Genomic DNA, 12930 nt, shown 5'->3' on the forward strand with positions numbered 1-12930 from the left:
CGACATTGCAGGCTGTATACAGAACCAGCATAAAATGTGCCAAGGTGATAAAGGGGCGAAAATGGCGCGAAAACGCCGGCTCGCGGCAGGAAATGGCCCGCTTTGGGTGCAACCCAAGCGGGCGCTGCCTTAAAACGGGGCAAAACTGCGGCGCGTGTGGGTTGGCTATGAGCAGTGATGGCGCAACTCACCGTGCAAAGGACGCGGGCGGGCCCTGAAGACCCGCCCTGGTATTTATACCTGCAATGCTTGCTGCGAAGTGCCGATAGACTGCCGCAGATAATTCAGTAGCATTTGCCGGGTAAACCGTGGTTCTTCGATCCCGCTGTGCCGCAGGAAATGCTGCAGGTTGCTGCAATCCCATTGGTAGGTATTTTGGTAGAGCTGCACTGTCGATTGCCCATTCACCATATTGTCCCTGAACAGGCTGAGCAACGGGTAGAGCGGTGCATTAGCGTCGTGTTCCCACTGTGCTCGCCATTGGTCGAAAGGCAGCTGTCGGAAACGGTAGCCACACTCGCGCTCCAGCAGGCTGAAGAAGGCCTGCAGCGTCAGGTTATTCTGGTGCTGGTGGATCAGGTTGAATTTCTTCCCTAACGCCTGAGGGTTGCGAGTGATATGGGCAATGGATTGGGTCATATAGTCCACCGTCGTCAGGCCCTCGCGCAGGTCTTGCAACACCGGCAGGGTGCCGCTGGTGATACAGGTTTTGACTAGCCGTCCCCACCATTGGTAGCTGGCGCTGACGCCGGTTCGGCTGTGGAAGGTGGCGTACCCCAGACGGAAGGTCATTAGCGGCAAGCCTTGCGATGCCGCCAGATCGGCAATTTTCTCCATTACCCATTTGCTGCGGACGTAGCCGATATCGGTGATCACCGCCGGCAGGTTCTGATCTATGTCGTCACTTTCCAGCATCACCCGTTTGCCGGTATGCAAGTGCCCCCAGCTGTAGACCGAAATCGTCGACATCAACATCAGTGGTTTGGTGCGCCGGTACGCGGCAAAACGAATGATTTCGCGCAGGCCCTGCACATTATCGCGTTTCATATAAGAATAGGGCTGGATAAAGTTCACCGCACTTGCCGAATGATAAATGATATCGATCCGCTGGCTGAGTTCACGGAAGTGCTCCGGTGACAGGGCGAAATCGTGCTCGGCCACGTCGCCGGGGATCAGATGGACGCGCGCGTACTGCTCGGCGGATAAAGTAATCTGATAGCGATTCAGGATCTCGTTGAGTCGTTGCTGCGGGGATATCCGGCTGCGCTGCCGCACCAGGCAATACAACTCGGCACGGGTTGTGGCGAGCAACTCTGCCAGCAGATGCGCACCGACAAAGCCGGTGGCGCCGGTGAGTAAAATGGCTTTGGGGTCGCTGACCTGTCGCACATCATAATCCGGGTTGATGGTGATATCTGCAGGTAGCCAAACGTCGTCTTGCAGAGCACGTACCGGTTCGCTGTCCACCGTCGGCAGTGCATGGCCGCTGCGTTCATCCAGCGCCTGCGACAGACGGTTTATCGTCGGATATTCATAAATATCGCGCACATAGACTTTGACTCCGATTTTGTTATCGATGGCCGTCGCCAGCTTTGCTGCCAGCAGTGAATGGCCGCCGATGTCGAAAAAGTTGTCTTCGGCGCGGATATTCGCCGTCCCCAATACCTGGCTCCAAATAGCGGCAATGATCTGCCGGCTGCCGGTCAGCGTCTCTGCTGCCGGAGGCTGATCCGTGCGGGAAAGGGCCAACAGCGCGGCCTTATCGGTTTTACCATTGGCATTGATCGGCATGCGTTCCATCACCAGGAAGCTGGCGGGCAGGAAGTATGAAGGTAACATTTCTTTCAGTTGCTGCTTCACACGTTCGACCAACTCGCCGTCGTCATTGTCAGCCGCCAAAAACGCCACAATCTGTTTGTTTGCAGGATCCTGGGGTTGGGTGGCGATAGCGACAGCCGCCTTCACTCCCGCAACCTGCACCATAACGCTTTCTATTTCGCCCAGTTCCACGCGGTTACCGCGGATTTTGATCTGGTCGTCTAGACGCCCGAGGTATTGAATGCGTTGATCCGGTAGCCAGCGTGCCCGATCGCCGCTGCGGTAGAGGCGTTTACCGGCAAAATGCACCGGGGTAATAAACTTTTCTGCGGTGAGCTGTGGGTCATTCAGGTAACCACGAGCCAGGCAACGGCCACTGATATAAAGCTCGCCAGCCTGTTGGCCACTCACCGGTTGCAGATGATCGTCGAGAATGAAAATCTCGGTGTCTGCCACCGGTCGACCGATAGTCGCGGCCGAGTTTTGTGTTGCACAAGTGACCCGATTCCAAGTGGCGAAGATGGTCGCTTCAGTGGGGCCGTAGTAATCCACCAAGGGGTAACTCACTCCACGGAGATCGATCGGGTTGAGTTTTTCCCCGGCGGTAAACAGGTAGCGCAGCGCCAGGTTTTCCGGCTGTGGCGCGCCGACGATTTCAGCCACCAACACCGTGGGCACGAATGCATGGGTGATCTGGTGGTCTGCGAAGAAGTTGAGCAGGGCAGAGGGCTGCAGTCGGGTCTCTTCTTGCGGCAAATACAGCGTGCCGCCGCTGAGCAATGCTGCCCAGATTTCCCACTGGGCCACATCAAAGCCGATACCGGCTATCAGCGTGGAACGGCTTTCATGGCTCATGGCGAATTTTTGATTATGCCAGAGAATAATATTCAACAGTGAATGATGTTCAATCATCACTCCCTTGGGCTTGCCGGTAGTGCCAGAGGTGAAAATAATATAAGCCGTTGCATCACTCTTGGGATTTATTAATTCAAAAGGCACCAGTTTATCTGATGTAATATTATCAATGGTAATGATTTTCACATCGGGGTTATTTATTTCAAAAGTAATTGATAAGTTACTCAATATGATTACTTTTGACCCGCTTTGTCTGACAATATCCAGAATTCTTTTTTCAGGATATCGGGCATCGATGGGGATATAACTTGCTCCAGCTTTGATAATCGCCAGGATACCTATCAGCAATTCCGGCGTGCGCAGCGCGACTAATGGCACGTTATCACCGGGGCTAACGCCCTGCCGTTGCAACTGACCGCAGAGTTGGTTGCTGGCTTCATTTAACTGTCGGTAGGTAATACGTTGATCGTCACTGACGATCGCCAGTGCTTCGGGGGAATAAGTGACCTGTTGGATAAAATAATCCAATATGCTTTGAGCCATGGGATATTCTCCTGAGATAATTAGTCTGGTTAATAAATCACAAGAAATCATAGCCTGGCCGGGCGAAAATAATTATAGACGTATTTTTAATGCGGAATTGTAAATGTGGGGAGGATAGGTCTATCGTTATAAAATAATTGAAATAATAAAAATACTAAAAATAAAAACGGCCAGCCTGGGCTGACCGTTGGGCGCGTGGTCGCGGTATTAGCGACGAACGGCGATGGCTTCGATTTCGATTTTCACGTCTTTCGGCAGACGGGCCACTTCAACGCAGGAACGGGCCGGGAACGGCGCGCTGTGCTCGGTGAAGAAAGCTTCATAAGCGGCGTTAACGGTAGCGAAGTCGTTCAGATCTTTCACGAAAACCGTGGTTTTCACGATGTCGGCCACTTTCAGGCCGGCAGCTTCAACGATCGCTTTAACGTTTTCCAGCGACTGGCGAGCCTGAGCGGCAACGTCGTCGGCAACGGCGCCGGTTTTCGGATCGACCGGGATCTGGCCGGAAGTGATGATCATGCTGCCCAGATCAACGCCCTGCACGTAAGGACCAATGGCTGCCGGGGCGAGTTCAGTGCTGATGTTACGTGACATTTTTTCTCCTGATATACCCTTCGTCTTTCAAATCGCAGCGCGGTGGGCTGCGTGGCTCTCCGTAGCGTCGGGCCCGGTATTCGGTGCCCCTACGGGGTTCCCATTATAGGCAGTCACCGGGAGAATAACAGCCTCATCTCCCGGCAGCCGGCCGAACTCAGTCCGCCTGCAAGACCACCTGATGCTCGAACTCTTTTTCGCAGTAGCGGCATTTCAGGTGTACGTCGCCGTCGCGGGATTTCACGCTAAAGCTGGAAGACACCGGTTCGCTGCGGCTGATGCAGTTGCTGTTCGGGCAGGTCAGCACGCCGTCGATGTGATCTGGCAGGCTGAGGGTCAGCTTGCGTACCACTTCATAATTGTCGATGCGGTTAACCGTGGCTTTCGGCGCGTACATGGCCAGTTGGTTGGCCTGTTGCTCCGTCAGGAAGGTGTTTTCGATTTTGATCAGGTCTTTACGGCCCAGCTCGTTGGAAGGCAGGTTCAGGCCGATGGTGATGCGCTGGTCGGTGGCGGTCAGCTTGAACAGCGTCAGCAGCTTAAACCCGATCTGTGCCGGAATATGGTCAATCACCGTGCCGCACTTGATCGCTTCAACCTGCAGTTTGTTATCGTGAGTCATGACGGTTCCCCCTTAAAGAGCCAAATCTGCGTTTAAAACCAGCGCCAGCAGCGCCTGACGGGCGAAAATGCCGTTACCTGCCTGCTGGAAATAGTAGGCGTACGGCGTTTTGTCCACGTCGGTAGTGATTTCGTCAATGCGTGGCAGCGGGTGCAGCACCTTGAGGTTGGCGCGTGCGCCGGCCAGATCCGCTGCGCGCAGAACGAACTGCGCCTTCACGTTGGCGTATTCGGAAGGATCCAGACGCTCTTTCTGCACCCGGGTCATGTAGAGAATATCCAGCTCGGGGACCACCTCTTCAATGCTGCTGTGCAGGCTGAACTCGATGCCTTTCTCTTCCAGCATTTGCAGGATATAGGCCGGCATTGCCAGCGCGTCCGGCGCGATGAAGAAGAAGCGGTTGCCTTCAAACTTGGCCAGCGCCTGCGCCAGCGAGTGCACGGTGCGGCCGTATTTCAGGTCGCCAACCATGGCGATATTGATGTTGTTCAGGCGGCCCTGGGTTTCCTGAATGGTGAACAGGTCGAGCAGCGTCTGGGTTGGGTGCTGGTTGGCGCCGTCACCGGCGTTGAGTACCGGGATGCCGCCGGAGAATTCGGTCGCCAGGCGCGCCGCGCCTTCCTGCGGATGGCGCATGACGATGGCGTCGACGTAGGTGCCAATCACCGAGATGGTGTCGGCCAGCGTTTCGCCTTTCTTGCCGAGCGAGGTGTTGCTGCCGTCGGCAAAGCCCACTACCGAAGCGCCCAGGCGGTGCATCGAGGTTTCAAACGACAGGCGGGTACGGGTCGAGGCTTCAAAGAAGCAGCTGGCGATCACCTTGTGTTTTAGCAGCTCGGGTTGCGGATTGGCTTTCAGGCTGGCGGCGGTGCGCAGCACCAGCTCCAGATCCTCGCGGCTGAGATCGTTAATAGAGATGATATGTTTGTGATACAGCGGGTTGGCCATTTTTCACTCTCCTCGACTCGTGCCCGTGGCGCGGGGCTTTGAACAGATTTTTCAGGCAAAAAAAAGCCCCTCAACGAGGGGCTTGAAACGATCGGTTTAGCAACAGGAGAAACAACGGCAGTTGGCTGCCGATTGGCAGTCGGTTTTGTCGGTTGTGGCTAACAAAACAAACGTCGTTTTTCATGCTTTCTCCTGGCAAATTGTCGCGCATTATACTCGCGCCTTTGTTCACTGCAAGCGCTAAAACGCCGATTTTTGTCATTTCGCAATCGATTGGCTGGTGGCCTTTAGCCGCATGGCAGAAAATTTACCTTCAGTGGGCTCGGCGCAGCAAAATCACCAGAACGAAAACGCCGCCCAGCCCGGCGGTAATGATCCCGATGGGCAGCTCTTGGGGGGCGGTGATGACGCGGCTCAGCAGATCGCCGGCAGAGAGCAATATGGCCCCTAGCACCCCGACCAACGGCAGCAGACGCCGGTGACGTACGCCGGTAAAAGGGCGCGCCAGATGGGGAACCATTAAGCCGACAAATCCTATCACCCCGGTCAATGCCACCAGTAATGCCGTCGCCAGCGAACAGCAAAGAAACACTTCCGTGCGCAAACGGCGGGTGTTGATGCCCAGCGTGCCGGCGGTCTGTTCGCCCGCCAGTAAGCCGTCCAGCGATCGCCAGCGCAAGGCAATCAATACCACCAGCAACAGCAGCGCTATCAAGGCAAAAATCACATTATCCCAGCGGGCCAGCCCCAGCCCGCCCAGCGTCCAGAACAGTACGCTGCTGGCGGTACGCTGATCGCCGGAAAAAACCAGATAGTTGGTGAAGGCCCCGAATAAAAAAGAGACCGCCAGCCCGCAGATAATCAGCTTTTCGGTGCCTTTTTGCGATTGAGTCATAAAAATAACCAGCACCACGGCAGCAGAGAGCATGCCACCGGCAAAGGAAGACACCGGTAACGTCCAGGCCCCGAGGCTATCACCGAGACGGGTCATCACCAGCACCACGCCGGCGGAGGCGCCAGAGGAGAGGCCAAACAGAAAGGGATCGGCCAAATCGTTGCGGGTTGTGGTTTGCAACAGTGCGCCGACCAACGCCAGGCCAGCCCCCGCCAGCAGCCCAAGCAAGGTGCGTGGCAAACGCAGTTCCAGCACGATGCTTTTGATCATGGGGGGTACATCACCCGGGCCGATGCCCAGCGCGCTTAACACCTGGGCAAGAGAGAGCGACACGCTGCCTTGGGCGACATTGGCGAAGATTAACCCTGCCAATAACAGCGGGGCGAGGGTCCAGGCCAGCCTGAAACGTATTTTTTCCGACATCAGCTAACAGCGGCAGGATAAAGGGCCTGAGCCAGTTTGTGGATCGCCTCAATATTGACCGGCCCCGGTGTTAACGCCTGGTATTTCAATTTCAAATAGCGGTGATGGACCACTGCCGGGGTTTGCTTCATCAGGGGGTGTTGTTCAAGGAAAAGCTGCCGCGCATCGATGCTGTCGGTGGGCTCAGCCTGATAGTCCACCAGAATGATAAATTCAGGCTCTGTCGCCGCCACGCTTTCCCAATTGGTGTTCACCCAGCTGGTGTTCAGGGTATCCATCACGTTTGTTGCCCCAGCGGCTTCAATAATCGCCGTCGGCATGGCGTAGGCCCCGCTGGTGTAAGGCTTTTCTTCGCCGGAATCATAAAGGAACACCCTGACGGGTTTTTGCGTCGCAATTTTGCGATGGATATCTGCCACCTGCCGTTTCCAGCCTGCGACCAGCTTTTCCGCCTGTTCCTGTTTACCAAAGACTTTGCCGAGCCTGATCATATCGTCGTAGAGCAAATCCATACTGGCCCGTGGCCGATGGTTGTCGACGTGGATGCAGCTTTCACTCAGCACCAGCGTTTTGATATTGAATTTTGCCAGCGCTTGCGGGGTCACTTCCCCACGAAGACCATAATTCCAGCCGGCGAAGAACAGGTCTGGACTGGCAGCGAGAAGGTTTTCGATCGTCGGGTATTTGGCGGCCAGTTCAGGAATGGTTCCCTGTTGCTGCGTGAATTCAGGGATGTTTTTGTACCAGCCGGAGATCCCTGTCACGCCGACGATAGAAGGCTGGAGCTGCAGGGCAAAGGCCATTTGCGACATATTGATATCTTGAATAATGGCACGCTGCGGCGGGCGTTCAAAGGTCAGGGGCTGGCCGCAGTTGTCCACCGTAACCGGGAAACCAGATGCCCCGGCGCTTGCCGCGGTGAATGCCAGTAACGCGGCGAGGGTTAACTTTTTCACATCGACTCCAGATTCATTGCACCGAAAGGCTATTGATTGGGCATTACCGTCGGTTGTCTGGCCTGGCGTCAGTGGGGCGGAGGAAGGTCATCCCACTCGGGTAATCCCGTGGGCAAAACGGCAAAACCGAAGTCAATAACCCGGTTTATTGGAAACGGGGGCAACATACCTGAATAATTCGTATGACAAATATAGTTAGATCAAACAATTGTCGATTGTGGCGAATATCGCGGGGATTATGTCGGTAAAGCCTCGAAGAAACGCACAGCTTCGCCGCTTTCCGGATGACGAACCTGCAGCGTTCTCATGCCAAACACCTGTTGCAGGTGCGCCGATTCCAGCACCGTTTCAGGGCGGTCATAACAAAGGATTTTCCCTTTATTGATGATCATCACCTTATCGGAAAAGGGTTGCACCAGCTCGAGATCGTGCAGCACTTTTATCGTGGCTATCTTTTTTTCATGGATCAGCGACAGCAGTTGATGTCGGGCCAGCGGATCGAGATGGTTAGTGGGTTCATCAAGCAATAACAGCACCGGCTGCTGCGCCAATGCTCTGGCGAACCCGGCGCGCTGGCGTTCACCGCCTGAAAGCTTGCCCAGCGGGTTATGTTGCAGGTGGCCGATACCCACCTCCTCCATCGCTTTTGCAACTATCAGCGCGTGTTGAGATGGCGAATGATCGGCCAGCCAGGGCAGTCGTCCCAGTGCCACATACTCGCTAACCTTCAGCCGTAAATCTGCATCATCGTGCTGGCTCAGCAAGGCGATAGCGCGGGCGCGTTGCTGAGGTTTTAAGCTGGCTAGGGGCTTTCCCTGAAAGAGAATTTCGCCTTCGGTCGGCTTGAGCTCACAGGTCAGTAGCCGCAATAGAGTGGATTTCCCACTGCCGTTCGGGCCGATAATGGTAACGGATTCACCGGGTTGAATACTGAAGCTGGCCCGATCAATTCGCGGGGCTTTCCCTGGGGTCGTCAGAGAAAGATTCTGCACCGACAGCAGGCTGTCGGTGGGCAGGCTGGTCATGAAATATCCTTTTCCGAGCTCAGAAAAATGTCTCAATGGTTTCTATAACGTTGTAATTATCATCAATCACCAACAGCGTCTTCCATTTATCGAAGGTCAGGCAGGGGTGCGATGTGGCAAACACCAGTATATCTCCAACCTGCACCTGGAAGTCTGCCGGGCAGCTTAACATGGCGTGCTGGTCCATAATCCCTTGGGTGGTTAACTGCTGCACGCCACTGTCTTGCCGAACCCCGTTGCGGTAAAGGGCGATCGGCTGCGGTAATCCGGCGTCAAAAGCCGCGTCTCGCTTGCCAAAATTGACGATAACCCGGCCCGGCTCCGGCACCGACTGTACCAGCGCTATCAATTCCAATGCCGAGGTTAGCTCCCCCGCCAGATCGCAGGCGTAGCTATCGCGGGCCAGCACCGCATTTTGCGCGTCCTGATAAATTCCCCGATCGTGGGTGATGTAACAGCCGGGGCGGATCACCCGACGGCAGTTTTCCGGCAGCGACTCTTCACCCCAAACGCGGCAAACCACGTCATACCAGGAAGAGCCCGCACCGGTGAGGATTGCTTCTTCACCGCTGAGCAGACGTTGCCGGTGCAGTTCACGCAGCAAGCCGGCGGCGTCACGCAGGAACCGTTCGATTTTACTCTGGGCGTCGTCGCCGTGCATCACGCCTTCATACAGCTCGATACCCTGCAAGCGCAGCCCTGGCAGCCCGGCGATATCCTGCGCCAGTTGCTCGGCTTGTGCCACGCTACGGCAGCCGCAGCGGCCACCGGGCACGCCCAGCTCTAACAGGACATCCAGGGTTTGCCCATGCTGGCTGAAAAACGCCGAGAGGGCTTGCGCATTGCTCAGGCTGTCGATGCAGCAAAGGAAAAGGGTGGAGGGATGTTGCGCTTTCAATTCGGCAACGAGTCGCATATTGGCCTTGCCGACCAGTTGGTTGGCCATCAGCACCCGGGGTACGCCCGCCTCCATTGCCACCTTCGCCTGCCAGGCGGAACCGACGCCCACCGCCCAGGCGCCCTGAGCTACCTGACGCTGGAAGATCCAGGGGGTCATGGTGGTTTTACCGTGCGGGGCCAGCGAGACACCGCGTGCATCGGCATAGTTTTGCATCCAGGCGATATTGTTTTCCAGGCTGCTGAGCTTGATCACCGCGGCCGGCAGGCAGACATCTTCGTTAAGCAGGTTTGCCGGCGCAGACGGGTCACTGCGCAGCACGGCGGCCTTATGGGTAACGGTGAAATCTTTTTGGTATTTCATAACATTATCCTTTGGGTGCTCTATCTTTTTTAAAATGAGGTATCTTGATTTATTTATTTGATTTTAATTGGATTTAAATATTATTTTTTGATTTTAGGGTACAAAGTATCATTTTTAACGCTAATTTTTGTGTAGTCTTCCACTGTTTTCTTGCATTGTAAATGACAAAATTTAATCACTATGGGGTGAGGCGATGGGTGTGGATATCGACATTATCTCGCGCATTACAGAGCTTTTTATTGAGCTGAGCAGCGCCGAAAAACGTATCGCGCAATTCATTCTGGACGAGGCGGACGCGGTGACCGCTTTGCCGATTGCCGAGCTGGCCCGACAGGCCAACGTCAGCCAGGCCTCGATCACGCGCTTCGCCAAAACGCTGGGCTGCCGTGACGTGCGTGACCTTAAGGTCAAGCTGGCGCAGTCGTTGGCGGTGGGGCAACGGTTTATCCATGAAGAACCGGACCTGGAAGGGATCCAGGGGATTTACGAAACCATCATCAATGTCCTGACGATTAACCGCCGGACGATCGATGAGCCGGCGCTGGCCAAAGCGGTGGAGTGGCTCAGCGATGCGCGGCAAATTCTGGCCATTGGCATGGGGGGCGGTTCGACCATTTGTGCCGCTGAGGTACAGCACCGCCTGTTTCGGCTCGGGCTGCCGGTGACCGCGCAAAGCGACGGCTTGCTGGTGCGCATGATGGCGGCGGCGGTGGCCAGTCAGGATGTGGTGGTGGCGCTGTCGCTGGGCGGCTACACGCAGGAAGTGGTGGAAAGCGCGGCGATTGCTCGCCAGTACGGGGCCAAAGTGGTGGCCATCACGCCGGCAGGAACGCCGCTGGCGGCGCAGGCCGACGTGCTGTTGGCGCTGGTGGTGCGGGAAAATGATTACATCTATAAACCCAGCACTTCGCGCTACGCCATGTTGGCGATGGTCGACGTGCTGGCGACGGCGCTGGCCATGGCGAATAAACGCCAGTCCCGGGACCGTCTGCGTCGCATCAAGCTGGCGCTGGACAGTCACCGTGGAGGAGAAGATCGGCAGCCGCTGGGGGACTGAGTCGCTGCCCCAAGACACTAACCTGAGGATGATGATTCATGCGGTATCAGTATCTGATTAAAAATGTCACGGTGATCGACGGCAGCGGCGGGCCGCAATACCGTGCCGATGTGGCGGTGAAAGACGATCGGATTGCGGCGATCGCACCAGCCATAGAGGCTGAAGCCGAGGTGGTGATCGACGGCCGGGGGCGGGTGCTGTCGCCGGGGTTTATCGACGTACATACTCACGACGACACCAATGTGATCCGCATGCCCGAGATGCTGCCGAAGATATCTCAGGGGGTGACAACGGTGATTGTCGGCAACTGCGGCATCAGTGCTGCCGGGGCGGTGATCAAAACCAGCGTGCCCGATCCAATGAACCTGCTGGGAGAAAAAGCGCATTTCGTTTACCCCACGATTGCCGATTATCGTCAGCAGGTCGAGGCCGCGACGCCGGCGGTGAATGTGGCGACGCTGATCGGGCACACCACGCTGCGCAGTAACCAGATGGACGACCTGTTTCGCCCGGCTAATGCCGAGGAAATCTGCGCCATGCGTGAGCAGCTGCGTGCCGCGTTGCAACAGGGCGCTTTGGGTCTGAGTACCGGCCTGGCGTATGCCTCGGCGTTCTCTGCCCCCACGGAAGAGGTGATGGCATTGGCGGAAGAGCTGGCGGGTGAGCAGGGGATTTACACCACTCACCTGCGTTCTGAATTTGAGCCCATACTCGAGGCAATGGAGGAGGCATTCCACATTGGCCGCCATGGCCGGGTGCCGGTGGTGATTTCGCACCACAAATGCGCCGGGGCCAAAAACTGGGGCCGCACGCAGGAAACGCTCAAGCTGTTCGACAAGGTGCGCCAGACGCAGGACGTGTCCTGCGACTGTTACCCTTATTCCGCCAGTTCATCGACGCTGGATTTAAAACAGATCACCGATGAGTTCGATATCGTCATCACCTGGTCCGAACCGCACCCGGAGATGGCGGGGCAATCCTTGCGGGACATCGCCGGGGCCTGGTCAATGAGCCTGCATGAGGCCGGAAAACGGCTGATGCCGGCGGGGGCGATTTATTACAACATGGACGAGCAGGATGTGCGCCGGGTATTGCGCTATCCGCTGACCATGGTGGGATCGGATGGCCTGCCGAACGATCCGATGCCGCACCCGCGCCTGTGGGGCGCTTTTCCCCGCGTGCTGGGCCACTACAGCCGCGATGAAGGTTTGTTCCCGCTCACGGTGGCGGTGCACAAAATGAGCGGTATGTCGGCGGCGCGTTATCAACTGCCGCAGCGTGGGCTGATCAAAACAGGGTACTACGCCGATCTGGTATTGTTTGACGCATTGAAAGTGAAAGACAGCGCGACGTTCAGCCAACCGCAGCAACCCGCTGCAGGGATCGACGCGGTGTGGGTGAACGGCGTACTGAGTTATCAACATCAGGCCGTGACCGGCCTGCGCGCCGGGCGGTTTTTGTGCCGTCAGGGCAACACAATCGACAGGAGCAAGGCATGACGATCAAAAGATACGGCATTGACGGCGGAACCGGAACCGGTGGACAGCATCTGCCCTTTTCCCGCGCGGTAGAAGCCGGTGGCTGGTTGTACATTTCCGGCCAAACGCCGATGAAAGACGGTGAAGTGGTGGAGGGGGGAATTATCGATCAGTCTCGCCTGGCGATCCAAAACTGCCTGGATATTATGGCGGAAGCGGGATATGGCCTGGAAGACGTGGTGCACGTTAAGGTCATTCTGACCGATGCGCGTTACTTCCAGTCATTCAATAAAGTCTTTCGCGAGTTCTTTGCCGCTCATCCCCCGGCACGGATTTGCGCGGTCGCCGATCTGGTGGTGGATTGCAAGGTTGAAGTGGATATCACCTGCTATAACGCCGCACGTATTCCCCGCTAGAGCGCTTGCCGATTAAAGGGGGGTGAAGCCACCCTCAGA

The 12930-nt window shown here is 56.3% G+C and carries 11 protein-coding genes; 3 read left to right on the plus strand and 8 right to left on the minus strand.

From position 1 onward, the window contains the following. Positions 1-234: 234 nt before the first annotated feature. The 8 genes from M2407_RS22880 to M2407_RS22915 form a co-directional block, all read right to left on the minus strand. Complete coding sequence (locus tag M2407_RS22880) at positions 235-3216, minus strand: non-ribosomal peptide synthetase (RefSeq protein WP_259219981.1); 2982 nt, start codon at positions 3214-3216, stop codon at positions 235-237. 207 nt (positions 3217-3423) lie between these two features. Beyond that, on the minus strand, positions 3424-3810 hold the full coding sequence (gene ridA, locus M2407_RS22885; protein ID WP_044554008.1) for a 2-iminobutanoate/2-iminopropanoate deaminase: 387 nt from the start codon (positions 3808-3810) through the stop codon (positions 3424-3426). Between the two features lie 157 nt (positions 3811-3967). Continuing rightward, the gene (gene pyrI / locus M2407_RS22890; RefSeq protein ID WP_020825003.1) at positions 3968-4432 is read right to left on the minus strand and encodes an aspartate carbamoyltransferase regulatory subunit; all 465 of its coding nucleotides are present in this window, start codon (positions 4430-4432) and stop codon (positions 3968-3970) included. A 12-nt stretch (positions 4433-4444) separates the two neighbouring features. Further along, a complete protein-coding gene (pyrB, locus tag M2407_RS22895) occupies positions 4445-5380 on the minus strand; it encodes an aspartate carbamoyltransferase (protein WP_020825004.1) in 936 nt (311 codons plus the stop codon). Positions 5381-5693: 313 nt separating this feature from the next. Next, positions 5694-6698 carry an iron ABC transporter permease gene (locus M2407_RS22900; protein ID WP_046374622.1) on the minus strand — a complete coding sequence of 335 codons (1005 nt, stop codon included), beginning with the start codon at positions 6696-6698 and terminating at the stop codon, positions 5694-5696. Beyond that, the gene (locus M2407_RS22905) at positions 6698-7654 is read right to left on the minus strand and encodes an ABC transporter substrate-binding protein (protein ID WP_129983226.1); all 957 of its coding nucleotides are present in this window, start codon (positions 7652-7654) and stop codon (positions 6698-6700) included. The genes M2407_RS22900 and M2407_RS22905 overlap by 1 nt, the downstream gene beginning before the upstream one ends. Positions 7655-7890: 236 nt before the next feature. Next, on the minus strand, positions 7891-8679 hold the full coding sequence (locus M2407_RS22910; RefSeq protein WP_174573666.1) for an ABC transporter ATP-binding protein: 789 nt from the start codon (positions 8677-8679) through the stop codon (positions 7891-7893). Positions 8680-8698: 19 nt separating this feature from the next. Then, on the minus strand, positions 8699-9940 hold the full coding sequence (locus tag M2407_RS22915) for an amino acid deaminase (RefSeq protein WP_174573667.1): 1242 nt from the start codon (positions 9938-9940) through the stop codon (positions 8699-8701). A gap of 193 nt (positions 9941-10133) precedes the next feature. Here M2407_RS22915 and M2407_RS22920 point away from each other — a divergent pair, with 193 nt between their 5' ends. From M2407_RS22920 to M2407_RS22930, 3 genes are read left to right on the plus strand one after another with little or no spacing between them, the layout of a single operon-like run. After that, on the plus strand, positions 10134-10997 hold the full coding sequence (locus M2407_RS22920) for a MurR/RpiR family transcriptional regulator (protein WP_259219993.1): 864 nt from the start codon (positions 10134-10136) through the stop codon (positions 10995-10997). Between the two features lie 38 nt (positions 10998-11035). Continuing rightward, complete coding sequence (locus M2407_RS22925; protein ID WP_259219994.1) at positions 11036-12496, plus strand: amidohydrolase family protein; 1461 nt, start codon at positions 11036-11038, stop codon at positions 12494-12496. Continuing rightward, positions 12493-12891 carry a RidA family protein gene (locus tag M2407_RS22930; RefSeq protein ID WP_020825011.1) on the plus strand — a complete coding sequence of 133 codons (399 nt, stop codon included), beginning with the start codon at positions 12493-12495 and terminating at the stop codon, positions 12889-12891. The genes M2407_RS22925 and M2407_RS22930 overlap by 4 nt, the downstream gene beginning before the upstream one ends. The last annotated feature ends 39 nt before the right edge of the window (positions 12892-12930 follow it).

Origin of the sequence: Serratia sp. BIGb0234 (assembly GCF_024809915.1) — a bacterium.
GTDB lineage: Bacteria > Pseudomonadota > Gammaproteobacteria > Enterobacterales > Enterobacteriaceae > Serratia > Serratia liquefaciens.

Bases quoted from the DNA above. Each gene is read 5' to 3' on its own strand.
- M2407_RS22880 (WP_259219981.1), bottom strand. From the start codon at position 3,216: ATGGCTCAAAGCATATTGGATTATTTTATCCAACAGGTCACTTATTCC.
- ridA (WP_044554008.1), bottom strand. From the start codon at position 3,810: ATGTCACGTAACATCAGCACTGAACTCGCCCCGGCAGCCATTGGTCCT.
- pyrI (WP_020825003.1), bottom strand. From the start codon at position 4,432: ATGACTCACGATAACAAACTGCAGGTTGAAGCGATCAAGTGCGGCACG.
- pyrB (WP_020825004.1), bottom strand. From the start codon at position 5,380: ATGGCCAACCCGCTGTATCACAAACATATCATCTCTATTAACGATCTC.
- M2407_RS22900 (WP_046374622.1), bottom strand. From the start codon at position 6,698: ATGTCGGAAAAAATACGTTTCAGGCTGGCCTGGACCCTCGCCCCGCTG.
- M2407_RS22910 (WP_174573666.1), bottom strand. From the start codon at position 8,679: ATGACCAGCCTGCCCACCGACAGCCTGCTGTCGGTGCAGAATCTTTCT.
- M2407_RS22915 (WP_174573667.1), bottom strand. From the start codon at position 9,940: ATGAAATACCAAAAAGATTTCACCGTTACCCATAAGGCCGCCGTGCTG.
- M2407_RS22920 (WP_259219993.1), top strand. From the start codon at position 10,134: ATGGGTGTGGATATCGACATTATCTCGCGCATTACAGAGCTTTTTATT.
- M2407_RS22925 (WP_259219994.1), top strand. From the start codon at position 11,036: ATGCGGTATCAGTATCTGATTAAAAATGTCACGGTGATCGACGGCAGC.
- M2407_RS22930 (WP_020825011.1), top strand. From the start codon at position 12,493: ATGACGATCAAAAGATACGGCATTGACGGCGGAACCGGAACCGGTGGA.